The sequence below is a fragment of the Companilactobacillus zhongbaensis genome, assembly GCF_003946515.1.
GTDB lineage: Bacteria > Bacillota > Bacilli > Lactobacillales > Lactobacillaceae > Companilactobacillus > Companilactobacillus zhongbaensis.
Genome location: NZ_RHOM01000006.1, coordinates 101,561 through 125,170, shown reverse-complemented (window position 1 = coordinate 125,170; position 23,610 = coordinate 101,561). Strand labels below are relative to the sequence as shown.

The 23,610-nt window shown below is 39.9% G+C and carries 22 protein-coding genes and 1 tRNA gene; 21 read left to right on the top strand and 2 right to left on the bottom strand.

What is annotated here, in order from left to right; translation table 11 throughout:
• Positions 1 to 690 precede the first annotated feature (690 nt).
• Positions 691 to 2,178 carry a hypothetical protein gene (locus EKM69_RS04505; protein ID WP_125708547.1) on the top strand — a complete coding sequence of 496 codons (1,488 nt, stop codon included), beginning with the start codon at positions 691 to 693 and terminating at the stop codon, positions 2,176 to 2,178.
• A gap of 554 nt (positions 2,179 to 2,732) precedes the next feature.
• Here the strand turns inward: EKM69_RS04505 and EKM69_RS04500 are convergent.
• Positions 2,733 to 3,470, bottom strand: a complete 738-nt coding sequence (locus EKM69_RS04500; protein ID WP_125708545.1) for a WecB/TagA/CpsF family glycosyltransferase — start codon at positions 3,468 to 3,470, stop codon at positions 2,733 to 2,735.
• A 57-nt stretch (positions 3,471 to 3,527) separates the two neighbouring features.
• Here EKM69_RS04500 and EKM69_RS04495 point away from each other — a divergent pair, with 57 nt between their 5' ends.
• The 10 genes from EKM69_RS04495 (at position 3,528) to EKM69_RS04450 (ending at position 12,198) form a co-directional block, all read left to right on the top strand.
• On the top strand, positions 3,528 to 4,601 hold the full coding sequence (locus EKM69_RS04495) for a glycosyltransferase (protein ID WP_125708544.1): 1,074 nt from the start codon (positions 3,528 to 3,530) through the stop codon (positions 4,599 to 4,601).
• A 63-nt stretch (positions 4,602 to 4,664) separates the two neighbouring features.
• Complete coding sequence (locus tag EKM69_RS04490; protein ID WP_125708563.1) at positions 4,665 to 6,140, top strand: nicotinate phosphoribosyltransferase; 1,476 nt, start codon at positions 4,665 to 4,667, stop codon at positions 6,138 to 6,140.
• Positions 6,140 to 6,964, top strand: a complete 825-nt coding sequence (nadE, locus tag EKM69_RS04485) for an ammonia-dependent NAD(+) synthetase (protein ID WP_125708542.1) — start codon at positions 6,140 to 6,142, stop codon at positions 6,962 to 6,964. The genes EKM69_RS04490 and nadE overlap by 1 nt, the downstream gene beginning before the upstream one ends.
• Before the next feature lie 94 nt (positions 6,965 to 7,058).
• Complete coding sequence (locus EKM69_RS04480; RefSeq protein ID WP_125708540.1) at positions 7,059 to 8,231, top strand: aminotransferase class I/II-fold pyridoxal phosphate-dependent enzyme; 1,173 nt, start codon at positions 7,059 to 7,061, stop codon at positions 8,229 to 8,231.
• 25 nt (positions 8,232 to 8,256) lie between these two features.
• On the top strand, positions 8,257 to 9,720 hold the full coding sequence (locus EKM69_RS04475; RefSeq protein WP_125708538.1) for a hypothetical protein: 1,464 nt from the start codon (positions 8,257 to 8,259) through the stop codon (positions 9,718 to 9,720).
• Entirely contained in the window at positions 9,704 to 10,687 is a 984-nt protein-coding gene (locus tag EKM69_RS04470) for a glycosyltransferase family 2 protein (protein ID WP_125708537.1), read from the top strand. The genes EKM69_RS04475 and EKM69_RS04470 overlap by 17 nt, the downstream gene beginning before the upstream one ends.
• A gap of 3 nt (positions 10,688 to 10,690) precedes the next feature.
• On the top strand, positions 10,691 to 11,125 hold the full coding sequence (locus EKM69_RS04465; RefSeq protein WP_125708535.1) for a hypothetical protein: 435 nt from the start codon (positions 10,691 to 10,693) through the stop codon (positions 11,123 to 11,125).
• 1 nt (position 11,126) lies between these two features.
• Positions 11,127 to 11,600: a SprT family protein gene (locus EKM69_RS04460; protein WP_125708533.1), complete on the top strand. Its 474-nt coding sequence runs from the start codon at positions 11,127 to 11,129 to the stop codon at positions 11,598 to 11,600.
• Positions 11,601 to 11,727: 127 nt separating this feature from the next.
• Positions 11,728 to 11,813 (top strand) — tRNA-Leu (locus EKM69_RS04455).
• A gap of 160 nt (positions 11,814 to 11,973) precedes the next feature.
• Entirely contained in the window at positions 11,974 to 12,198 is a 225-nt protein-coding gene (locus tag EKM69_RS04450) for a hypothetical protein (protein WP_125708531.1), read from the top strand.
• 518 nt (positions 12,199 to 12,716) lie between these two features.
• On the opposite strand, the gene EKM69_RS12265 is transcribed toward EKM69_RS04450, so the two are convergent.
• On the bottom strand, positions 12,717 to 12,890 hold the full coding sequence (locus EKM69_RS12265) for a hypothetical protein (protein ID WP_164505846.1): 174 nt from the start codon (positions 12,888 to 12,890) through the stop codon (positions 12,717 to 12,719).
• A gap of 255 nt (positions 12,891 to 13,145) precedes the next feature.
• Here EKM69_RS12265 and EKM69_RS04445 point away from each other — a divergent pair, with 255 nt between their 5' ends.
• The 10 genes from EKM69_RS04445 to pcrA all read left to right on the top strand — a co-directional run bounded on the left by EKM69_RS04445 (position 13,146) and on the right by pcrA (position 23,609).
• Complete coding sequence (locus EKM69_RS04445) at positions 13,146 to 14,828, top strand: aryl-sulfate sulfotransferase (RefSeq protein ID WP_125708529.1); 1,683 nt, start codon at positions 13,146 to 13,148, stop codon at positions 14,826 to 14,828.
• Positions 14,829 to 14,935: 107 nt separating this feature from the next.
• Positions 14,936 to 15,331, top strand: coding sequence for a D-ribose pyranase (gene rbsD / locus EKM69_RS04440; protein WP_125708527.1), 396 nt, complete (start codon positions 14,936 to 14,938; stop codon positions 15,329 to 15,331).
• A 31-nt stretch (positions 15,332 to 15,362) separates the two neighbouring features.
• Positions 15,363 to 16,277 (top strand): ribokinase, encoded by a 915-nt coding sequence (gene rbsK / locus EKM69_RS04435; protein ID WP_125708525.1) that lies wholly within the window; start codon positions 15,363 to 15,365, stop codon positions 16,275 to 16,277.
• Between the two features lie 374 nt (positions 16,278 to 16,651).
• Positions 16,652 to 16,852: a cold-shock protein gene (locus EKM69_RS04430; protein WP_125708523.1), complete on the top strand. Its 201-nt coding sequence runs from the start codon at positions 16,652 to 16,654 to the stop codon at positions 16,850 to 16,852.
• 223 nt (positions 16,853 to 17,075) lie between these two features.
• Positions 17,076 to 17,651: a glycoside hydrolase family 73 protein gene (locus EKM69_RS04425; protein WP_404825393.1), complete on the top strand. Its 576-nt coding sequence runs from the start codon at positions 17,076 to 17,078 to the stop codon at positions 17,649 to 17,651.
• A gap of 52 nt (positions 17,652 to 17,703) precedes the next feature.
• Positions 17,704 to 18,285 (top strand): xanthine phosphoribosyltransferase, encoded by a 582-nt coding sequence (locus EKM69_RS04420; protein WP_125708518.1) that lies wholly within the window; start codon positions 17,704 to 17,706, stop codon positions 18,283 to 18,285.
• A gap of 18 nt (positions 18,286 to 18,303) precedes the next feature.
• Positions 18,304 to 19,434 carry an ATP-grasp domain-containing protein gene (locus EKM69_RS04415; protein WP_125708516.1) on the top strand — a complete coding sequence of 377 codons (1,131 nt, stop codon included), beginning with the start codon at positions 18,304 to 18,306 and terminating at the stop codon, positions 19,432 to 19,434.
• 4 nt (positions 19,435 to 19,438) lie between these two features.
• Positions 19,439 to 20,734 carry an adenylosuccinate lyase gene (purB, locus tag EKM69_RS04410; protein ID WP_125708514.1) on the top strand — a complete coding sequence of 432 codons (1,296 nt, stop codon included), beginning with the start codon at positions 19,439 to 19,441 and terminating at the stop codon, positions 20,732 to 20,734.
• A gap of 28 nt (positions 20,735 to 20,762) precedes the next feature.
• Positions 20,763 to 20,921, top strand: a complete 159-nt coding sequence (locus EKM69_RS12260; RefSeq protein WP_164505845.1) for a hypothetical protein — start codon at positions 20,763 to 20,765, stop codon at positions 20,919 to 20,921.
• Positions 20,922 to 21,356: 435 nt separating this feature from the next.
• A complete protein-coding gene (gene pcrA, locus EKM69_RS04405) occupies positions 21,357 to 23,609 on the top strand; it encodes a DNA helicase PcrA (protein ID WP_125708512.1) in 2,253 nt (750 codons plus the stop codon).
• Position 23,610: the final 1 nt, after the last annotated feature.

Genomic DNA, 23,610 nt, shown 5'->3' with positions numbered 1-23,610 from the left:
CAGAAAGCTCTGGCTTATTCAGAATGCTTAAATTAATGAACCGCCGTATACGGACCCGTACGTACGGTGGTGTGAGAGGTCGGTAGCCTAGCTACCTCCTACTCGATCGGCTGAGGGCTGTATCCCCGGGCCCCTCCGCCTAGGGTAGTACAATCCCCCTTTGTTTAGTGGGGAAGTAGGTGCTTCCTAGTTTTATGCGCAAGATTTTGTTTGGTTGATTACTGAGCTGCTTCTCGGTGCGCGGGACTAAAGCTCCGCTTATTTTGTTTCCTGACGTACCTTTTGGTGCAATCTTTTCTTTTATTTCTTGTTGGATAAGAGGGTATTTCTTGTTTTATCTTTTGCCTTCGCTTTCTGGCTTGTATGCTCGTTCCTCGCATTCTTGCCTTGTTCTGGGTATTTTTTTTTGCTCTGTTTATTTGTTTCTGGCTTGCATGCTCGTTTCCTCGCATTCCCGCCTTGTTCTTAATATTTTTTGTTTTTTTGAGTGATTTTTTTGGCTGTTGAGCAGTTTTGTTGAATTTTTTTTGTGTTTTTTAATGTAAGTACTTTTACTGGTAAATTAATATTTGTGGGGTATTCATAATAAAAATCTTATTGTCTGGATTAATAAATTGCTTGATATTTGTTTTTTGTCATGCTAAATTATTTCTGGAAACAAAAGTTAGTACAACTAGAGGAGGAGACGACATGAAAAAATCTCTCAAGTATTCAGGGCTTGCCGCCGCTACCTTAATAGCTGTCGCACCTGTTGCAGCACCAATCTTTAATGGTTCTTCAGTGGTTCCTACTGCTGAACAGAGAGCTGATGCTAGTTATAGTAAGGCTACTCAGGAAGATGCTTACAACACTTTTGATGCAACTTTTAAAAACTACAATAATGCCACTCAGGCTGATTTTATTTACGGAGCTGGATTTGCTTTTTTGAATCCTAGTAATCGTTATACTTACTCGGCTGAATTGTTGAATGGTATTTTGAGACCTTTGCATCCGCAATATCAATCGGTTATTAATGATTTAGATGTTGTGGCTTTGCTTAATACTATTGTGTTCGTGGTGGTTCCGGCTGATGGGCAATCGGTTTCGGAATGGCGTGATGATATGCTTGCTGCTGGCCAACACGGTGGTTCGGTTAATTATCGGATCGTTGGTTTGCCGATGAATACTATTAAGGATCATGTTTTATGGTCTAACCAACAATTGGTTAAATATTTCGAGCCGGTTGAGTTGAATGGTAAGCCGTTAGATAAGACGGTTTATGCTAAGACGGAAGTGGCTCAACAAGAGATCCATGCTATGAATATTAACTTTGAGACTCCGGTTGATGGTTATGTTGGACAAAATAAGTCGGAATTCGGTACTACTGGTAAGTATCCTATTTCGATCAAGGATAATTTAGGTAATAAGGTTGATCCTCAAAACGTTACTTCGACTTTTTATAACGGTTTGGATTTAGCTACGGTCATTAATGCTTCAACTCTTCCTAAGGCAGGGACGGTTGTTCAGAAGATGACGATTAAGTTTAACCGTAACGAATATAACGCTTTGTTTAATGACTTAGACCAAATTACTATCAATGGTGAAACATACAGTGGTGGTCTTTTGTCTAAGGTTTGGGACAAGATTGGTAATACTTTGACGCTTACTCGAGTGATCAATGTTGGTCTTGATAACTGGACTGATTCGGAGATCAACGGTGAGGTTTCAACTCCAGTGGTTAATATGAGTGATCCTAATATCGTTACTAACTTGTTTGATGGTAAGGGTAATAAGGTGACTGGACGTGCTTTGGCTCAAGGTTCAGATTGGTTCACTGATACTAAACGTGTTAACAATAATACTGGTGAAGTGATGTATCGCGTTTCTACTAATGAATGGGTAAAGGCGTCTGATGTGTCTTATCGAGACAAGGATAAAGATACTGATGTCGACACTGGTGAAGGTTCAGGTTTAACGAATGTTACTGATCTTCCAGCTGGCTCCAAGATTACTTTAGATGGTCCTAGTGGTTTTGTTTACTCACTGTTTACTACAGATGGTAAGGCTGCTACTCGTGGACTTGCAGGTGATTCAGTTTGGATTACTGACAAGAAGGCTTCTGATAGTGAAGGCAATGTTTATTATCGGGTTTCTACTGATGAGTGGATTAAGAGCGGATCGGGGGTTAGCTTAGGTTAGGTTTTGGTTTTTCCTCAATTTTTTATAATTCTTAGGTGTTTTTCATGTGATGGGAAGTTGACCGCAATTTGATTTTTAATCATTTGCGGTTTTTTGTTTGGTTTTGAGTTTTATTGAGGTTGTTGCTTGGTTTGTGGCTCACTTCCGGTTCTGTGGAGGGTTCCGGGAATTGCGCCGTGGAACGCTGCGGGCCAACTTTGAGCTATCCAAGGGAAACCGCCTTGGACATCTCAAAGCTTGACCTTTTCGTAAGCACGGCTTTTGCCGTGCAAACGAAAATTTCGCGGCTGACGGCGAATTCCCTCCACCCTCCACAGAACCTAAGGTAGATCAATCATACTTTTTTTGTTTGGGTACGGTACTTATTTTTATCTCGGTATGTTGTTTTGGATTGGGGGTTGGTTCCTAGTTTTTTTCGGTCTTACGATTTTGGGTTTGTTTACTGATCTTGTTGATTTTTGTTTGTTGTTTCCTCCTTCTTGGGCTCGCGCTTCGCTCTCGCGGTTGTACTAAAAAAGCTTTCGAATCTTGTTTTTTGATTCGGAAGCTTTTCTTTATTTCTTTATGATGTTTTTCTTTTGTGTTTTCTTGATTAAATGCAAGTATTTTGGGATGGCCATCATTCTGCCTATTCTGGTTGGTTCTTTTATTAGTCTGTAGAACCATTCTAGGCTTAGTTTTTGGACTAGTTTTGGGGCTCTTTTTTTGGTTCCTGAGAAGACGTCGAAGCTGCCTCCTACTCCTATCCAGATGGCGTTTACTTTTGTTCTGTATTTGTTGATGAAATATTCTTGTTTGGGGGAGCCTAGGGCTACTAGTACTATGTTTGGTTGTTTTTCTTCTATTTCTTTGGCTATTTTTTCTTCATCTTTGAAGTAGCCGTCGTGGTAGCCTACTAGGTCGATGTTTTTGAATTCTTTTTTTATTCTGTTGGCTGAAGCTTGGATCACTTCTGGTTTGGCGCCTAGTAAGTATACTTTTAGGCTTTTTTGGTTGGCCGTTTTGATTAGGTACATTAAGGTGTCGAAGCCGGTTATGCGTTCGTGCATTGGAGTTCCTAGCATGTTTGCACCTTTGATGATGCCGATTCCGTCTGGTATGACGTAGTCGGCATTATTTACTATATTTGAAAAACGTGTATTTTCTCTTGCCGATAAAACTATTTCTGGATTTGGTGTTACTATGAATTTGTTTTCTTGGTTGTCCAGATCTTGGTTTAATTGATCGTGAAATTGCTTTTCGGTGAAGTTGTCGAATTCTGTTCCCAAAATATTTATTCTATTTTTGTGCATACATATCTCCTTTACGATAATATTATACATGAGAACGATACTTTTGAGAGGTGCAATATGCGGGTCTTACACATTAATGCTGGAAATGAAGATGGAGGCGCTCGAACCTACATTATTAACTTGATGAAAGGTCAAGAGACGACTGATACTGAAGCTACCTTGATGACTTTTGAAGAAGGTCCGGTTGCTCGGATGGCGCGTGATAACGGCTTGAATGTGGTCGTTATGCCACAGAGACGTCAGATCGACTTGTCTATTTTGACACCGTTGGTGTCTTATATTAATAGTCATCAGATCGATATTGTCCATACTCATGGGCCACGGGCTAATTTTATTTTGTCCTTGATCAGGAAGCGGATTGATGCTACTTGGGTCACTACGGTTCATTCGGATCCTCGGATCGACTTTTCAGGTTTGAAGGGAAAAGTCTTTTTGAAGTTGAATGTACGGGCTTTGAAGCAAGCTGATTTTATTTTTTACATGAACCCTAGTTTGGCTAACTACTTTGAATCGTTGCGTATTCCTAAGCGCAAGCTTTGTGAAGTGTTCAATGCGATCGACTTTAAGCAGGCAATTCCTGAACCACGTCGGCAAAAGAAATTTAGCTTGTTGATGGTGGCTAGGTTAGTTGCGGTCAAAAATCATGAATTGATGCTCAATGCTTTATCTAAGGTCGATTTTGATTATCGGATGATCTTTGTCGGTGATGGTCCACTAATGCCAGAGCTGAAGCAAAAAGCTAATTCGCTGGGACTTCATGATCGAGTTAAGTTCGTCGGCTTTCACGAAAATACGGGTGACTACTACGATGAATGTGATGTTTCCGTTTTGACTTCTAATTCGGAAAGTTTGCCAACGGTTTATTTGGAATCGGCGTTACACGGTCGACCAGTTATCGCCACAAATGTTGGTGCGACCGATAAGGTTATCAATGAGAATACCGGTTGGTTAGTTGAACCTGGCAATGAAGGGCAACTCATCACCGCATTGAATGAAGCCTTTGCTGAATATCAATCAGACGAGTTAGATGTTAAGGGCATGGAATTGTACCAAGATACCAAAGAGAATTATTCGATTGAAAGGCTGGCTGAGGCTGTTAATGGGGGCTACAAAACGGCATTAAAAGCTTAGTTTGTTAAAAAAGAGCTTAGTCATGTTAAAATGGTAAAAATTACCAAAAATAAGGGAGAAATGATGACTCAAAATTTGGATCGTGATCTTACTTTACATACAGATTATTATGAACTAAATATGATGTATACATACTGGAGAAAGGGGATCCACAATCGACGTACTGTCTTTGAAGCTTACTTTAGAAAACTTCCGTTCGACAATGGTTACGCTATTTTTGCGGGACTTGAACACGTGGTGGACTATCTTAAATCATTGAATTTCTCAGACGACGATATTGATTACTTACGCGAATATGGGGAATTCGACGAAGGCTTTTTGCGTTGGCTCAAGGATTTCAACTTTAGTTGTACCATCCGCTCAGCGCAAGAAGGGGATCTTGTGTTTAATGACGAGCCGATTTTTCAAGTTGAAGGACCGCTCGCTCAAGCTACATTGATCGAAACTGCTATTTTGAATATTATTAACTTTCAAACTTTGATCGCTACTAAAGCTGCTCGTATTAAGACAGTTTGTGGTGATAATCCTGTGCTTGAATTTGGTTCAAGACGTGCTCAAGAAATTGACGCTGCCATTTGGGGTAGCCGTGCTTCTTATATCGGTGGTTTTGATGCTACTAGTAACGTTTTAGCCGGCAAGATGTTCGGTATTCCAATTTCCGGTACTCATGCTCACGCCTTAGTTCAAGCTTATCAAGATGAATATGAAGCCTTTATGGCTTATGCTCAAACACATAAGAACTGTGTCTTCTTAGTTGATACTTACGATACTTTGAAGAGTGGTGTTCCTAGTGCTATTCGTGTGGCCAAGGAAATGGGCGACAAGATCAATTTCCAAGGTGTCCGGATCGATTCTGGTGATATGGCTTATATTTCTAAGCGTGTCCGTGAACAACTCGACGAAGCTGGTTTTACTGATGCTAAGATCTATGCTTCAAATGACCTTGATGAAAAAACTGTCCTCAACTTGAAGATGCAAGATGCCAAGATCGATGTCTGGGGTATCGGTACGAAGAATATTACTGCCTTTGATCAACCAGCTTTGGGTGCTGTTTATAAGCTCGTCAGCATCGAAGATGAAAAAGGCAATATGATGGATACTTTGAAACTATCTAGCAACGCTGCCAAGATCTCCACACCTGGTAAAAAACAAGTTTGGCGGATCACGAACAAAGATAAGAATGATAAATCCGAGGGTGACTACGTTTCCTTATTTGACGAAGATCCTCGTGAACACAATTCACTTTACATGTTCCATCCACAATATACTTACATCAATAAAACGGTCGATAACTTTGACGCCAAGCCATTGTTAGTCGACATTTATCGTGATGGTAAATTAGTTTATGACTTGCCTTCAGTGCAAGATATTAGAAAATATTGTGCAAATAATTTAGACTCACTTTGGGATGAATACAAACGTCTCTTGAACCCACAAATTTATCCAGTGGACTTATCATCCAAGCTCTACAGCCACCGGATGAAATATATTGAAAAGGTTCGTAATGACGTTAACAATATCAAAGTTGGTGACAATTAGTGAGAGAATTACAAAAGAAAATTATTGAATTTGAGAAGACTCAACCTCAGATCGATCCAGAAAAAGAAATCAGACGTTCAGTCGATTTTTTGAAAAAGTATTTATTGGATCATCCTGGTTTAAAGACGTTAGTTCTCGGGATCTCCGGTGGACAAGACTCGACTTTAGCAGGGATGCTTTCGGAAATGGCAATGACTGAATTGCGCAAGGATACGGGCAATTCTGACTACCAATTCGTTGCCGTTCGTTTGCCTTACGGTGAACAAGCTGATGAATCCGACTGTATGCAAGCCATCGAGTGGATGGATGCCGACCAAGTCGTTCGCGTTAATATTAAGAAGAGCGTTGACGAGATGGTCAACGCGATCGAAGAAAACGGTTTGGAGATCTCAGACTTCAACAAGGGTAATATTAAAGCTCGTGCTCGAATGATCGCCCAATATGCCATCGCTGGTGAAAACGCTGGTGTGGTTGTAGGAACTGATCATGCAGCCGAAAATATTACTGGTTTTTATACGAAATTCGGTGACGGAGCCGCCGATGTGACACCTTTGTTTAGACTCGACAAACGTCAAGGCCGTCAATTGTTGCAACATCTTGATGCGCCCGTGAACTTGTATGAGAAGACTCCGACTGCTGACTTGGAAGAAGATCGTCCTAGTTTGCCTGATGAGAAAGCTCTCGGTGTTTCTTACAAATACATCGATGACTACCTCGAAGGAAAAGATGTTCCGGATGAAGCAGCCGAAACGATCGAAGGCTGGTTCAAGCGCACAGCTCATAAGCGCAGACAACCTTACACAGTCTTTGATGAAGAAGATTAAATTAGTCACTTTAGAACATTCGATTTTTTCGGATGTTCTTTTTTTATTTCGTCAACTGGTGCTAGAATACCCACATACGAAAGGGGTGTTTACTATGATTAGACCCACACAACTAATGAACCCAGAGGTAGTTGCTATTAAGCAACAAGAAATTTTTAAATTTAATGCTTTGGCGAAAGCTAAACCGGATATTGTCAATATGACGGTCGGCGAACCGAGCTTTGCGACTCCCGACCATATCAAAATGGCGGCCATTAAAGCTATTATTGAAGATGACACGCGTTATACCGTGCCGGAAGGTGACCACGAATTATTGCGGGCCGCTTCAAAATATTTAGAAATGAAATATGATGTGCATTTTGATCCCGAATCAGAAATGATCACGACATTGGGCGTTACCGAGGGGGTCTTCAGTTCATTGAACGCCTTGTTAGGAGAAGGGGATGAAGTATTGATCCCATCTCCTTGTTATACTATTTATGGACCAGATGTCGGATTCGACCATTCACGGCCACTTTATTTGGATACTTCGCAGACGGGATTCAAAGTTTTACCTGAAGTTTTGGACCATGTTTTGCAAGCTCATCCAAGAATTAAAGTATTTTTATTTAATTATCCTAACAATCCGACCGGAGTAACTTATAATAAGAAAGAGCTTGAAGAACTAGCGACGGTTTTAAAAAAGTATGATATTTTCATAATCAGTGATGAGATCTACAGTGAATTGACTTACGACACGACTCATTATTCATTTGCAAAAGTCTTACCGGAGCAAACCGTCATGTTAAACGGTATTTCTAAATCACATGCGATGACTGGTTGGCGGATCGGTCTTTGTTGCGGCCCTAAAAACATCATCGCTCAGATCAACAAGATCCACGAATTAGCCACTACGGCTGTTACTACGATCTCACAAGCTGCTGCAACAGAAGCTTACAAAAACGGCTATGAAGATCCAGTGGAAATGCGTGAATCTTATCGTGAACGGCGCGATATTTTATACGCAGGATTAACGCGACTCGGCTTCGACTGCCCATTTCCAGACGGTGCTTTTTATTTATTCGCCAAGATCCCAGCTCGGCTGGAACAAGATGATATTAAATTAGCTAAGGAATTATTGGAAAAGTACGACTTGGGCATCCTACCAGGCAGCTTTTTCGGTGTCGGTGGTTTTGGTTATTTGAGATTTAGTTATGCTGCTAGTCAAGATAATATTGAAGCTGGCTTGGTCAAACTGGAAGAGTACATTAGTGACCATCCAGCTTAACAGGAAGTAATTTTGAGGAGATACTATGATTAATAAGTTTCAAAAAGTGATCAGTTGGATCATTTTGATCTGTGTGGCAATTTACACATCGATCGTTTTCATTCAAATGTGGCAAAATTATTTCGGCCACTATTTGCAAGTTGATGCATTCAAAAATGTCGTCTTTTTAGTGATAGCTTTATTATTAACGATAGGGATCGGCTATTTCTTGATGCGGATCAGCACGGATGACGCCAGGCTAAACGCAATGATTTTAATTACGCTACTGGCGTTATTTGCTGTCATGGCTATTTTTTGGATCAATTCTTTGCCACCAGAACAAGTCAGTGATTTTCATAAATTTTGGTTCACTGCACCGGATGCCTTAAACGGCAAGTCAATTTATGCGTACGATAACGACTATTTTGCCAAGTGGTCGTATCAAAGCGGTTTTTTAGTATACGTGATGGCTGTCATCAAGATTTTCGGATATCACATTGCAGCGATTCAGTATTTAAACGTCATTTATCAAGTAGTGATTTTATTATTGACGTATAAATTAGTAGTCAAAATCTTTGATAACGTGAAAATGGCTCGTTTGTCGGTCTTCTCATTGATGATCAACTTGGACTGGTTTGCCTTGAACAGTCAAGCCGACAATCAATATTTAGGAACGATGTTTTTCTTACTGACTTTTTATTTGATCTTATTAGATAAATACTGGACTTATCTTTTAGCAGGTATCACGCTAACTTTAGGTGCTATCGTGCGTCCGATCGGGCCGGTCATTATTGCCGGGATAGTCGTCTTCGCGATTTTTTACATGTTATTGAAAGACAATAAGTTCCATTGGTCAGCTTTAGGAAAACTAGCTATCGTGCTCGGGCTGTATTTAGTCTTGTTCAATGGTGCTAGTGCCTTAGTCAAAAGTAGCGGCTTGAGTGAATACGGTTTGAGCAATCGCGATTCAGAGTGGAAATTTGTCATTGGCTTGTCGCATCGTAATTATGGTCAATACGACCAAGGTCTAGTCAACCAGTTCAATTTAAAAGACAGTCGTGCCAAGATGAGCAAACAAGAACACCAAGTCATTAAGCAAAATATCACTGATTTGAATAAAAATAATCAATGGGCTGACTTGTTGTGGCAAAAAAATGCCATCATGTGGGCCAAAGAGTCTAACGCTATCAGTTTTACTGGTATCAACGTCAACCATTCAGCTTATACCATCAAGTGGATGACTTATGCCGGTTATGTCGCATCGATCATTTTAATAATTTTTTCATTCATCGGTTCCTTGCGATTGTTTAAATTTAACTTTAATAATGGAATATTTCTCCTGTTATTGCCATTTATGGCCTATGTAATAGTACAATTGTTAATTGAAGTACAAGGACGATACCGGATCGAATTTATTCCGATATTATCGATCTTAGGTGGCGTCGGATTATTTACGATCTGCAATTGGATCAAGTCAAAATGGAGTGGCAGAAATGACAGAAGCGTTTAAGTTAGGGATCGTAGTTCCTTGCTATAATGAAGAAGAAGTTCTTCCTGAAACTACCAAAGAATTAACCGCAATTATCGAACAGTTAGTGAATACGCAAAAGATTACTAATGACAGTAAGATCGTCTTTGTCGACGATGGCAGCAAAGATAAAACTTGGGAAATGATCGATGATTATTCACAATCGAATAACTTCGTTTCCGGTGTGAAATTAAGTCGCAACTTTGGTCACCAAGGGGCTTTGTTAGCTGGGGTAACGAGTGCTTCCCAGTCTTGTGATGCCGTGGTAACGATCGACGCTGATCTTCAAGATGATGTCAATGCCATCATCGAAATGGTCGATGAATTTATCGATGGAGCAGAAGTAGTCTATGGAGTCCGTAATAATCGTGACACTGACAGTTCCTTCAAACGGAACACTGCTGAATCGTTTTACAAGATCATGGAAATGCTGGGCGTAAAATTAGTTCCTGACTCAGCTGACTTCCGGTTGATGAGTAAACGAGCTTGCGAAGTCTTGTTGAGTTATAAAGAAACCAACTTATTTTTACGAGGCATCGTGCCAATGATCGGCTTCAAATCGGCAAAGGTCTATTATGCTAGAAAAGAGCGTTTTGCCGGGACTTCGAAGTATCCGTTGAGAAAAATGCTGAAACTAGCGATCAATGGGATCACTTCATTTTCTATCGTCCCCATCAAGATGATCATGGGACTCGGCTTTTTGATCGTCTTGGTCAGCATTGCCTTGCTGATCTACACCATCGTCCAAAAGATCCAGGGTGACGTCGTTACCGGTTGGTCATCGATGATGATTTCAATTTGGGCGCTTGGCGGTGTACAATTGATTTGTATTAGCGTTATCGGAGAATACGTCGGCAAGATTTTTAGCGAAGTCAAACACCGGCCAAGATTCACGATCGAGCGCGACATTTACACTGAAAAAACTTTAAAAGAAAATAATACGAGGTAAGTTATGAATCCAGCACAAAGAAGAGCGGTTCAATATTCACAAGTCATCAGCAAAGTAGTTTCAACAATTGAAGAAAATCAAGATCTATTAAATCCAGAATTCGAAATCTTGCGTAAAGCTTTGGATCGTGACCAAGTCAACAAGATCGACCCAATCAGATACAAACGTTACAAACACGACTTCGAAAAAGGAACAGCTGATTATCATAAATTAGCCGACCAATTGAAAAAAGCTAAGGCACCAGCACGTTTGATGGGCACACACTTGTCATTAGTTTCAACTTTCAACAAATACGTTGAAGGCTGTCAAATGATGACAGATAGCATTAACGAAGACCAAACAATCGAACGTCAAAAATTCGATGATGCCGAAAAGATCCAAGACGAAAACATGGATAAATTCTCAAAACTAATGCAAAAGTTGACTCAACTAGGCTAAAATGACCGATGAGCAATTAACGCAATTGATCAAAAAGGTTTCCCAAGAATATTTTGGGAAACCTTTTGTTCATCAAGCAAACTTTAATCCAAGACTAAAAACTACCGGAGGTCGTTTCCACTTAAAAGACCGCCACATCGACATCAATCCGAAAATGTATCAAGTCTTCGGCATGGAAACCTTAGTAGGTGTCATCAAACACGAACTGTGCCACTATCATTTGTACAACGAAGGACTACCATCACAACACAAAGACCGCGAATTTAAAGTCTTGCTGAAACAAGTAGGTGGCTTAAGATTTGCCCCGAGCCTAAAAAAGCAGACTCACAAAACATTGCACATTTATCAATGCAGTAACTGTGGAAGAGTTTACCAACGGGTGAGGAAACTAGATACGAAAAGGTATATTTGTGGCAAGTGTCGAGGAAAACTGAAATTTGTGAAAGATCTCAAGCTGTCACCTGAGAACAACTAGTTTGTTTTTCTGAATAAAGTGAATTATAAATGCCATCTTTTCACCGTGTTTTTCATGTTTAACACAAAAATTTTAATTTAGTTCTTGATAATCTTTTTCTCTTTGTGTAAAATATATCTTGTTTGTTGCGGGTATGGCGGAATTGGCAGACGCGCAAGACTAAGGATCTTGTGGAGAATTATCTCCGTGGAAGTTCGAATCTTCTTACCCGCATGGTATGTTTATGCACTTAACCATAACATCTATAGATGTTGTGGTTATTTTTTTGTGCTGGGAGTTTTGTTGGGGGTTCACTGCCGGTTCTGCGGGGGGTTCCGGGAATTGCGCCGTGGAACGCTGCGGGCCCACTTTGAGCTATCCAAGGAAGACCGCCTTGGACATCTCAAAGCTGGGTCTTTTCGTAAGCACGGCCCATGCCGTGCAAACGAAAATTTCGCGGCTGACGACGAATTCCCTCCACCCCCCGCAGAACCTAGGTTTGCATAAATGTTTTGGTTTAGTGGGGTTGGTTGGTTGTTGTTTTGTTGGATTGATATTTTTTGTGGTGGGGACGGTGCTCGCCGATTATTGCGGCTCGAATATTTTTGAACCTCATTAATATATCTGGAATAATTTCACTATAAAAATGGTTATTGAATATTTTTAAGGGATTGATACTAAATAAAAGTGATGGAACAAAAAAGGCCACGACTTCAACAGTCTTGGCCTATTATTATGCAGTAATTTTTTTATTGTGATTAAAGAATTAAAAATCAAAAACAAGTTAAAATTAAAGTCATTTTTATTTGTATTTGTCTTTGCTCCAAAAATTGACCAGATAGGAGCCAAAGTCAAAATCGTAGGAACGGATACGATTTGGTAATCCAATCCAAATGTAGCAATTTTATCTCGTAAAGATAGGAACCGTGTCCCCACCAAACAAGATAGCTGAAACTTCCCTAGGTGTTGGGGGATGGAGGAAATTCGCCGTCAGCTGTGAAATTCCACTTAGCGGTTTACCGCTTAGTGGAAGGCTCGTATTGGAGATGTCCGGGTGAACTTCCCGGATAGCTTCAATCGATGCCCACAGCGTTCCACGGCGCAATTTCCGGAATCCCCCAACACCGGCAGTGAACCTCAACTCAAACTACTAACTCTATCAAACTCAACCCCATCAGCATCAAATTCCGCTGCGTTTCCAGCTATCGCCAAACCAACAGCTGTCGCTATTAGGATCGCTAGTAATGCTCGTTGATACATTGGTAGTTTGTCGCGGTTCTTTTTAAAATCGTCCTTATTAAACTTTTTCATAATATCGATCTCCAAAGTATAATATTTAACTTACATCGAATTATAAACAGAAATGGACACAAGTAAATAAATAAGGCTTGATATCAGTCAATTATTACTGGTTATGTCATGGGGTATTGTGGAAAAGCTTTGGGGGTCTTATATTGAAGTTGGATTTATATTTTTTTATAGAATTATTAAGATAAAAGTAAAATCCATGATATATACTTGTTTTTTTTGTATTCTTAAAGTTGGGGAAGAACGGAGGAAGTTATATTGAAGAGAAAGCTACCACTACTGGCGCTATTTTTTGCTGTGGCATTGTTTGTTGTTGCTGGTTGTTCCAAATCCAGTTCTGAGAAGGATACTAGCAGTTCGAAATTGCTGTCTACCGCCCAGATCAAAAAGAATATTGGATCAAAATTGGTGACTACGCGTGAGAAATCACAAGAGAGTGCCACGAAGAAATACCAGGAAATTGTTTCAGAGGGAAATTATTCACTCGAGGATCCTTATGTGAAACTCAATCCATATAAGACTACTCCTTTGAGTGCTTTAGTTATTTTTTCAACTGAGAAGAACGCGACAGTTTCTTACACTGTCCAAGGTAAGACGGACGACGCTGACATTACTAATAAGGTAAATGGCGATTCGTCGATCACGCATCAAGTTCCGATCGTCGGGCTTTATGCTAATAAGACTAATGAGGTGACGATCAATGTCACTTACGATGATGGAACGACTGATTCTAAGACTATCGAGATCAAGACGGGAAGTTTGCCTAAGTACGTTAAGGGGGCTAAGGTGACTGTTTCCAAAAATGATAAGTCGAAGATGGAGCTCGGTGATAATAAACTTACTTTGATCAACCGGACTACTAAAGAACCATTTGCTATTGATGCTAATGGTGATGTTCGTTGGTATATGACTGATTACTCACAACATACTTTCGAACAGATCTCAAACGGCCACGTGCTAGTCTTGACGAAACGGGACGTTAATTCACCGGTTTATAACGATTTAGTCGAGATGGACTATTTAGGTCGAGTTTACAAAGAATACAACTTTAAAAATAAGACTAAGTCGTCAGACAGTGCTAACGACAATAAGAAGAGCGAAACTACTGTTATTCACCATGACTTAGCCGAGTTGCCTAATGGTGACTTGCTAGCTACCGTGAGTGATGGATCTGAATACAAAGAAGATATCATGATTCAGATCTCACACAAGACGGGTAAAATCGTTAAAGTTATCGATCTGAAGAAGATCTTGCCAAAGAGCATGTACATTCATTTCAAGAAGGGTGCCGATGGCAAAAACGATTGGTTCCATCAAAACTCTGTTGAATACGATCCAACCGACAATTCGATTTTAATTTCGGGTCGGAACCAAGATATGATCATGAAATTAGATTACAAGACAACAAACATCAAATGGATCTACAGCGGCAAAAAGAAATCATCATGGCCGAAGAAGTATCGTGATAAGATCTTGACCCCTACTAAGGGAACTTCGATCACTGGTGGACAACATGCCTTGAGATTGTTAGAGGACGTTAATGGTGATCCTGACCAGCAAAACATCTTGCTCTACGATAACAACATTGATGTCACTAACGGTGATGAGAAGAACTCTGGCAAGTACTCGCAAGCTGTTCAATATCACGTTGACGCCAAGAAGATGACGATCGATCAAACTTGGGCTTACGGTAAAAAACTTGGTAAAAAGAACTTTACTAATATTATCGGTAACGCTCAACGCCTAGAAAACGGCAATACTTTGATCGACTTCGGTTTCAAGAATCAAGGTAAGGAAAGTAATATTATTGAAGTTGACCAAGATGGTAACGAAGTTTTCAATGTAACTATCGCAAACTCAGCTTCCAAAGCATATGCTTATCGTGCCTACCGTTTAGCTTTTTATGACGAAGATTATATTTTCAATGTACTAGAAGATTAGCCTTATGATTATCATTGGTACGCACCAATTTTTTAATTAGTGTTTACTAATTAGTTTACTGATGTTAGAATATTTAGCGCAAACGATTTCAAAAAGGATGGAATATTATGAAAAAGACTAGAGTTATTAATTCTGACATTTCTCGTGTGATCTCAACTATGGGACATTTCGACACAATCGGTATCGGAGACGCAGGAATGCCTGTACCCGCAGGAACTGAAAAGATCGACTTGGCTGTCGAAGCAGGGATCCCTTCATTCATGCAAGTTTTAGAAAACGTATTGAGCGAATTACAAGTTCAAAAAGTTTATCTTGCTGAAGAAATGAAAGTACAAAATCCAGAACAATTGGCTGCTGTTAAGAAAGTTATTGGTGACACACCAATTGAATTCATTCCTCATGAAGACATGAAGAAAGACCTTAACGATACAAAGGCCTTCATTCGTACAGGAGAAGAAACACCTTATTCAAACATCTTGCTTGAAAGCGGAGTTGTATTCTAAAAAATAGTAGTTAATTGGAAGGTATAGTTTTATGAACAAGATCGTCGTATTAGGATCAACTAACGTTGATACAATTTTAAGTATTTCACATTTGCCAAAGCCAGGCGAAACTATGCATATGCAAGCTCGCTCAACTGCTGGTGGTGGTAAGGGTGCTAACCAAGCACTCGCCGCCGTACGTGCAGGTGCTGACACTGCTTTTATCTCAAAGATCGGTGACGACCACGCTGCTGATTTCATGATGGATACTTTTAAAGAAGATGGTTTGAACTTGGACCACGTAACCATCTCTGAAACTGAAGGAACTGGTAAAGCTTACATCTTGCTTCAAGATGGTGGCCAAAATAGTATTTTAGTATACGGTGGTGCAAATGCCGACGTAACACCAGCAGACGTTGATGCTGCTAAAGATACTATTGCTAATGCTGATTGCATTATCGCCCAATTTGAAGTGCCAATTCCTGCAATTGTTGAAGCCTTCAAGATTGCCAAAGAAAACGATGTTTTGACATTCTTGAACCCAGCTCCAGCACCATCAAGAAGAGATATTCCTGATGAATTGCTTAACTTAACAGACATCATTGCTCCTAACGAAACAGAAGCAGAAATCATTACTGGTGTTCACGTTGAAGACGATGCATCAATGCAAAAAGCTGCTGACGAAATGCACAAGATGGGAATTAGTACCGTCTTGATCACCGTTGGTTCAAAAGGCTCATTTTACTCATTCAAATCAGGTAAAACTGGTTTCGTAAATGCCTTTAAGGTAAACGCCGTTGATACAACTGCAGCAGGTGATACTTTCGTTGGTGCTTTGATGGCTAAATTGGATCATGATATGACAAATATTGAAGAAGCTATGACTTACGCTAATAAATCATCTTCTTTGACAGTCCAAACACAAGGTGCTCAAAATTCGATTCCTTATGCTAAAGACGTTAAATAATTTAATTTAAGCTTATTATCCTAAAAATTATTAGTATGATTTTTGGGTAATAAGCTTTTTTAATTTATATATCAAATGATGTATAAAAATAATCATTTTTATGTTGATCATATTAAGAGTATCGATAAATCAAGCGTTTTCAACACTTTCTAATGTAAGTGCTTTATTTCACAACTATAATAATTAAATTTATATGAAAAAACGGGATAAAAGTTTAATTTTATCCTGTTTTTCGATTGTAATAATTTTGTAAGAATGTTAATATAATAGTTGTATTTTTGAATGGGCAATGGGTCGAATGGTTTTAGAAGACTATCTTCCAAACGTACCACGAGATAATGCACACAATATTAGTTATCAGGAGGAATAGTCTGATGGAACAAGGAACAGTTAAATGGTTTAACGCCGAAAAAGGCTATGGTTTTATTACACGCGAAGATGGTAGTGACGTATTCGTTCACTTCTCAGCAATCCAAGGTGACGGTTACAAGACTTTGGAAGAAGGTCAATCTGTTACATTCGATATCGAAGACAGCGACCGTGGACCACAAGCTTCAAACGTTGTTAAAAACTAATTAGATAATAAACAAAAGTCAGTCTACCGATTCGGTAGGCTGACTTTTTTCTTACACATTTTTTCTAAATATTAAACTTTAACTACAATCGTCCTTTAACTCAAAAAATAAACCGGACTAGGTTATAATAAGCACTAAATAGTAAAAGGACCTTAAATATTTGCCACAAAAAAGAAAACCTCAACGTCGTCGTCGCCGGCGGAAGAAGAATAAGAACTTAAACATTTATATTATTATCGGTGTGGTCGCAATTTTGCTGATCGGCTTTTTCGGCGTTCAGCGTTATCGTCAAAATCAGCAGACTGACGCTACGGATTTAGTCGCCAAGGAGCATAATGCTTTTATTAAGAAAATCGCTCCAGAAGCAATCGATTTAGGCCATCAATACGGAGTTTTACCTAGTATTACCATTGGACAAGCGATCCTCGAAAGTGATTGGGGAAATAGTACCTTAGCTAGCAAGTACAATAATTACTTTGGCGTTAAGGGAACTGATCCTAATAACACCGTGGTGCTACAGACGAAGGAATATACCGATGGTCAATGGGTGACGATCAACGGACGTTTTAGATCCTATTCGGATTTTCGGGAATCGATGAAAGATCACGCGCTGTTATTAGTCAACGGGACCACTTGGAACTCAGCTCAGTATCAGCAAGTCATTAGTTCCAAAGACTACATTGAAGCAGCCGTCTCGCTGCAAACGGACGGCTACGCGACGGATCCCGGATATACCACGAAGATCATCCACGTGATCCAAAAATACAATTTGATGAAATATGACCGAGGAATCAAGTAGAAACTCGGCTATCTGTGATAAACTTTATAGTAAAAATGACGGGAGAGTAATTTTGAAGGAATTAGAAGAAAGAATTAACAAAGACGGCCGCGTACTTGGCAAAGATGTTTTGAAAGTCGACAGCTTTTTAAACCATCAGATCGACCCAGTTTTAATGGAAAAAATGGGCGAAGAATTTTACAACCATTTCAAGGATGCTAATGTTACCAAGATCTTAACTGTTGAATCTTCTGGTATTGCACCCGCAGTTATGACAGGACTACAATTCAAAGTCCCAGTTGTTTTTGCTAGAAAGCACAAATCTGTGACATTAAAAGATGATTTATACACTTCAGAAGTTTATTCTTTTACTAAGAAGACTTCGAATCACATTAGTATTTCTAAGAAATTTCTTTCTTCAGATGACAATGTATTGATCATCGATGACTTCTTAGCCAACGGTCAAGCCGTTAATGGTTTGAATGAGATCATTGATGCTGCCGGCGCTAATATTGCTGGTATTGGTATCGTGATTGAGAAGTCATTCCAAAAAGGTAGACAATTGATCGATAAAGAACAGATCCCAGTATATTCACTTGCACGGATCAAAGCTTTTGAGAATGGACACGTCGTTTTCGGTCAAGAAGACGAGTAACATTAGGAAGGTGGATTCATGACTTTTATTGCACCTGGGAAAACTATCGGAATTATCGGTGGTGGCTCGGAAACTTATTTATGCGAACTAGAAGCTAAGAGAATGGGCTTTCGGACGATCTTGCTGACTGATCAAGCAGACGATATCGCCACACAAGCCGCTGATAATTTTTTAGTTGGTGAATTACAAAATCTTGATAATTTAAATGGGATCGGGCAGCATTCAGACATTCTTTTGTATATGGATGACAATTTTGACAGTCATCTACTTGAGGACTTAAGCAAACGTTACAATGTGACCCAAGGATCGACTTTATTAGGGATCGCTCAAGACCGTTACATCGAACGGACTTTTTTGAACGACCTCAATATTAATGTGCCACCGTTTTTTTCAATTGTGACGGTCGAAGACATCAACAAGGCAATCAAAGAAATTGGATTTCCTTGCATGATCAAGCCCCTACAAAAGAATCAAGATTTATTGAAACGCCACATTATGTACAATCAAGAAGATGTTAAAAAGATCCAAGACCTCTTAAAGAGTGGGACTTATATTTTGGAAGCTTGGATCGATACCAAGGCGGAATATTCGATCATGGTCAGCAAGAGTAAGAATGGCAAGATCCACACATTCCCAATTGTCCATGAAATTTACGACGGCTCTCAATTAATGAGTGCTTATATTTTTAAGAAGAACGACCCCGCAGTTGAAGCGGAAATGCAAAGAGTAGCTTTACAAGTTGCTCAAAATATTGACTATGTTGGAATTTTTGGTATAGGATTTATCTTGTCTCAAACTGATGTCCTCTATGTCAAAGGTATTTTTCCCGGTATCAACTACGGAGCCAACGTTTATCAAGAAGCTACTGGTATTTCGCAGTTTGAATTGCACATCCGTGCCATCTGCGATTGGCCAATACCAGAGATCTACCCATTAGTTGATACCGCGATACTGAAAATAGTTGAGGGAATACTGCCACAAAGTTTGGATCTTTTACAAGAAAAAGCACAATGGAAATTTAACTACTACACTGGTTTCAAAGCAAAGAATGATCCTGCAAGGGATGTCGGATATATTTCTTTGGTCGGAGATAGCCCCGAAAGTCTCAAGCAAGACATTCAATCAACTAAAATTTGGAGAGTAGAGTAAGTATATGATTGACAGATATGTGACCCCTAAGATGAAGCCCATTTGGACTGATCAAAACAAATTTCAAGCTTGGTTAGAAGTAGAAATAGCTTCCTGTGAAGCTTGGAGCAAGTTAGGTGAGATTCCAGCAGAAGACGTTGAAAAAATCGCTAAGAACGCAAAATTTGACGTTGCAGAGATAGCTGAGATCGAAAAGGATACTAAGCACGATGTAGTAGCCTTCACCAGAGACGTATCTCGCTCCCTAGGCGAAGAAAAGAAGTGGGTCCACTTCGGATTAACATCAACAGACGTAGTCGACACAGCCTACGGTTACTTGATGAAACAAGCCAACGATATCATTCGCAAAGATTTAGATGATTTCCTAGAAGTAGTAAAGAACAAAGCCAACGAATACAAAGACACAGTAATGATCGGCCGGACTCACGGAGTCCACGCCGAACCAACAACATTTGGACTAGTATTAGCCAACTGGTATTCAGAGATCAAACGTGACATCGAAAGATTCGACCACGCAGCCAAAGGCGTAGAAGCCGGCAAGATCAGTGGAGCAGTAGGAAGCTTCGCCAACGTACCACCAGAAGTAGAAGCTTTCGTCTGCAACAAACTAGGCATCAGAGCCCAAGAAGTATCAACACAAGTATTACCACGTGACCTACACGCAGAATACATCACAGCCATGGCCATCATCGCAACATCCGTAGAAAGATTTGCGCTAGAAGTAAGACACATGCAAAGAACCGAAGTAAGAGAAGCAGAAGAATACTTCGCAGCCGGCCAAAAAGGCTCATCAGCAATGCCACACAAACGAAACCCAATCGGTTCCGAAAACGTAACAGGACTAGCCAGAGTAATCAGAGGACATGCCCTAACAGCCATGGAAGATATACCACTATGGCACGAAAGAGACATCTCCCACAGTTCCGCAGAAAGAATCATCATCCCGGACACAACAGAATTACTAGACTACATCCTAACCAGATTCACAAAAATCACCAAAGAACTAACAGTCTTCCCAGAGAAGATGAAAGAAAACATGAACATAACACACGGTTTGATCTACTCACAAAGAGTATTACTAAAACTAGTAGAATCAGGACTAAGCCGTGAAGCAGCTTATGACATAGTACAACCATTAACAGCCAAAGTATGGGACGAAGGAAAAGACTTCAGAACACTACTAGAAGCTGACAAACGAGTAACAGACAACCTAACAGAAGAACAGTTGAACGATGCCTTTGATTATCACTGGCATTTAAAACACGTAGATGACATCTTCAAACGAGTAGGTTTGGAATAAAGATAAAGAAACAAAAGAAAGCAGTGCAATGGGGACAAAAAACCAGAGCACTGTTTTTTTGCATCCTTTAATCTCCAACAAAAATAAAGAGGGGTTTAGAATTGCGATTTTTCAAACGACAAAGGAGCGAAGAAAAGAGCAAGAAAAAGCAGAAAAAGGAAACGAACCGATGAAGAGAACAAAATAAATTAAAGAGATAAGGAACAGAAAAAAACAGGAAGAGAAGGCAAAAAAATAGGGGACAGGGGTATAAACCAAAAAAACATAGCAGGAAAAAAATAAGTACCGTATCCCACAAGAAAAACAGTAGACAACAAACCTAGGTTCTGCGGGGGGTGGAGGGAATTCGCTGTCAGCCATGAAATAAAGGAACGTAAATGCTAACGCATTTGCGCAACTGGTTCTTGGTGGTGGCTACGCCACCGAACAACCATGGAAGCCGCGGCGAAATTCCCGGAACCCCCCGCAGAACCGGCAGTGAACCCCAAACAAAACAGTGAAACCGTCTACAGTTAAAAACAGCCGTTCGCTTTAGTATTATTAGAAACAATAATTTGCTACAATATAAAATAGATGTTTTAAGAAAAAACGTTGATTTAATAAGGATTTGGGAGAGTTATTAATGTCAGACGAAAAATTACTAAAAGGATTAAATCCCGAGCAACAAGATGCAGTAAAAGCCACTGAAGGCCCATTACTCATCATGGCGGGAGCCGGAAGTGGGAAAACCAGAGTATTGACCCATCGAGTGGCTTATTTGATCCAAGAAAAAAATGTCATGCCATGGCACGTCCTAGCAATCACCTTTACTAACAAGGCAGCTAAGGAAATGAAAGAACGTATCGGTAATCTTTTAGGAGAAGAAGGGCAAGACGTTTGGGTCTCAACTTTCCATTCTCTTTGTGTACGTATTTTACGTCGAGATATTGATAAAATCGGATATTCAAAATCATTCACGATTTCCGATCCTGCAGAACAACGTACTTTGATGAAGCAGATCTTAACGAGATTAAACTTAGACCCGAAGAAAAATGATCCTCGGTCTATTTTAGCTGCCATCAGTAATGCCAAGAACGATTTGCAAGACCCAGCAGCTTATGCGCAAAATGCCAAATCTCCATTCGAGCAAACTGTCGCTACTTGTTACGATCGTTATGCTAAAGAAATGGAACGAAACCAAGCTTTGGATTTTGACGACTTGATCATGCAAACTAACGTCTTGTTTGAACAAAACCCACAAGTTCTAGAAAATTATCAAGACCGTTTCCAATACATTCACGTTGACGAGTATCAAGATACTAACGAAGCTCAATACAAATTAGTTAAATTTTTAGGTGCTAAGTACCGTAATGTCTGCGTCGTTGGTGATGCTGACCAAAGTATTTACGGCTGGCGTGGTGCCAACATGAAGAACATCATGGACTTCGAAGATGATTATCCTGAGGCTACTTCGATCAAGTTGGAACAAAACTATCGTTCCACGCAAACGATTTTGAATGCTGCCAACAAGGTCATCAGCAACAATATCAACCGGAAACCAAAAGAACTATGGACTGATAATAAAAAAGGCGAACCAATTGATTTTTATCGTGCTCAAAACGAGTCCGATGAAGCCTTATTCGTGATCGAACAGATCAAGAATTTATTGCTCAAAGGCTTTAATTACGGGGATTATGCGATTCTTTACCGGACTAACGCGCAATCTCGTGTTTTTGAAGAGAAATTGATCCAGTCAAATATTCCTTACAAGATCGTCGGCGGGCACAAGTTCTACGATCGAAAAGAAATCAAAGACATTTTGGCTTACTTACGTTTGATCGCCAATCCAGACGATTCAATGAGTTTCCAACGAATCATCAATTCACCTAAGCGTGGTATCGGACCAGGTACGATCGAAAAATTACAAACTTTTGCCAACGAACATGACTGGTCATTGCTTGAAGCAGCCACTAATGTTGACCTTTCACCGATCGGTGGTAAGCAAAACATTACCATCGGCAAATTTGCCACAATGATCAAGAAGCTCTCACTTCAAAGTCAAAATTCATCAATGACAGAATTGATGACGAGCTTGTTGGATGATTCCGGCTATTTAGATGACCTCCACAAACAAAAGAATTTGGAATCAGATACTCGAATCGAAAATATCCAAGAATTACAAACTGTTACAACACAGTTTGATCAAGGATACGAACCGAACGAGGAAGTCGATGAAACACGACTTTCTTCATTTTTAACTGATCTTTCTTTGACTAGTGATCAAGATGAATTAGAAGAAGATCAAAAAGAAGTAACCTTAATGACCTTGCATGCTGCTAAGGGACTAGAATTCCCAGTTGTCTTTTTAGTCGGAATGGAAGAAGGAATTTTCCCTTCATCTCGTTCGATGATGAAAGAAAGCGAAATGGAAGAAGAACGTCGTCTAGCCTATGTTGGTATTACACGTGCCGAGAAGAAGCTCTTCATTACTAATGCATACAGTCGGATGCTTTATGGACGTATCCAAAGCAACCAAATGTCTCGTTTCGTTAATGAGATTGGCGATGAGAACTTGAACTTAGTCAACGCAACTGCCGGATCAATGGCTTCGCCACGACTAAAAGAAAAAGAATTACCATTTTCAAAGAGAAGACGTGAGTCAGCATTTCATTCTAGTTACCAAGTTAAGACGGCTAACAAAGCAAGCGGTGCTCAAGGTGCTGAAAATGTTAGTTGGAATATTGGCGACAAAGTTAACCACAAGAAGTGGGGGCAAGGAACAGTTGTTAAAGTTACCGGTGACGGCAAAAATGCTGAATTGGATGTAGCTTTCCAAGATGAAGGAATCAAACGTCTCTTGGCAGAATTTGCACCGATCACTAAAGTAACTGAATAAG

Coding starts and splice junctions, on each gene's coding strand:
- EKM69_RS04505 (WP_125708547.1), top strand. CDS start 691: ATGAAAAAATCTCTCAAGTATTCAGGGCTTGCCGCCGCTACCTTAATA.
- EKM69_RS04500 (WP_125708545.1), bottom strand. CDS start 3,470: ATGCACAAAAATAGAATAAATATTTTGGGAACAGAATTCGACAACTTC.
- EKM69_RS04495 (WP_125708544.1), top strand. CDS start 3,528: ATGCGGGTCTTACACATTAATGCTGGAAATGAAGATGGAGGCGCTCGA.
- EKM69_RS04490 (WP_125708563.1), top strand. CDS start 4,665: ATGACTCAAAATTTGGATCGTGATCTTACTTTACATACAGATTATTAT.
- EKM69_RS04480 (WP_125708540.1), top strand. CDS start 7,059: ATGATTAGACCCACACAACTAATGAACCCAGAGGTAGTTGCTATTAAG.
- EKM69_RS04475 (WP_125708538.1), top strand. CDS start 8,257: ATGATTAATAAGTTTCAAAAAGTGATCAGTTGGATCATTTTGATCTGT.
- EKM69_RS04470 (WP_125708537.1), top strand. CDS start 9,704: ATGACAGAAGCGTTTAAGTTAGGGATCGTAGTTCCTTGCTATAATGAA.
- EKM69_RS04465 (WP_125708535.1), top strand. CDS start 10,691: ATGAATCCAGCACAAAGAAGAGCGGTTCAATATTCACAAGTCATCAGC.
- EKM69_RS04460 (WP_125708533.1), top strand. CDS start 11,127: ATGACCGATGAGCAATTAACGCAATTGATCAAAAAGGTTTCCCAAGAA.
- EKM69_RS12265 (WP_164505846.1), bottom strand. CDS start 12,890: ATGAAAAAGTTTAATAAGGACGATTTTAAAAAGAACCGCGACAAACTA.
- rbsD (WP_125708527.1), top strand. CDS start 14,936: ATGAAAAAGACTAGAGTTATTAATTCTGACATTTCTCGTGTGATCTCA.
- rbsK (WP_125708525.1), top strand. CDS start 15,363: ATGAACAAGATCGTCGTATTAGGATCAACTAACGTTGATACAATTTTA.
- EKM69_RS04430 (WP_125708523.1), top strand. CDS start 16,652: ATGGAACAAGGAACAGTTAAATGGTTTAACGCCGAAAAAGGCTATGGT.
- EKM69_RS04415 (WP_125708516.1), top strand. CDS start 18,304: ATGACTTTTATTGCACCTGGGAAAACTATCGGAATTATCGGTGGTGGC.
- purB (WP_125708514.1), top strand. CDS start 19,439: ATGATTGACAGATATGTGACCCCTAAGATGAAGCCCATTTGGACTGAT.
- EKM69_RS12260 (WP_164505845.1), top strand. CDS start 20,763: ATGGGGACAAAAAACCAGAGCACTGTTTTTTTGCATCCTTTAATCTCC.
- pcrA (WP_125708512.1), top strand. CDS start 21,357: ATGTCAGACGAAAAATTACTAAAAGGATTAAATCCCGAGCAACAAGAT.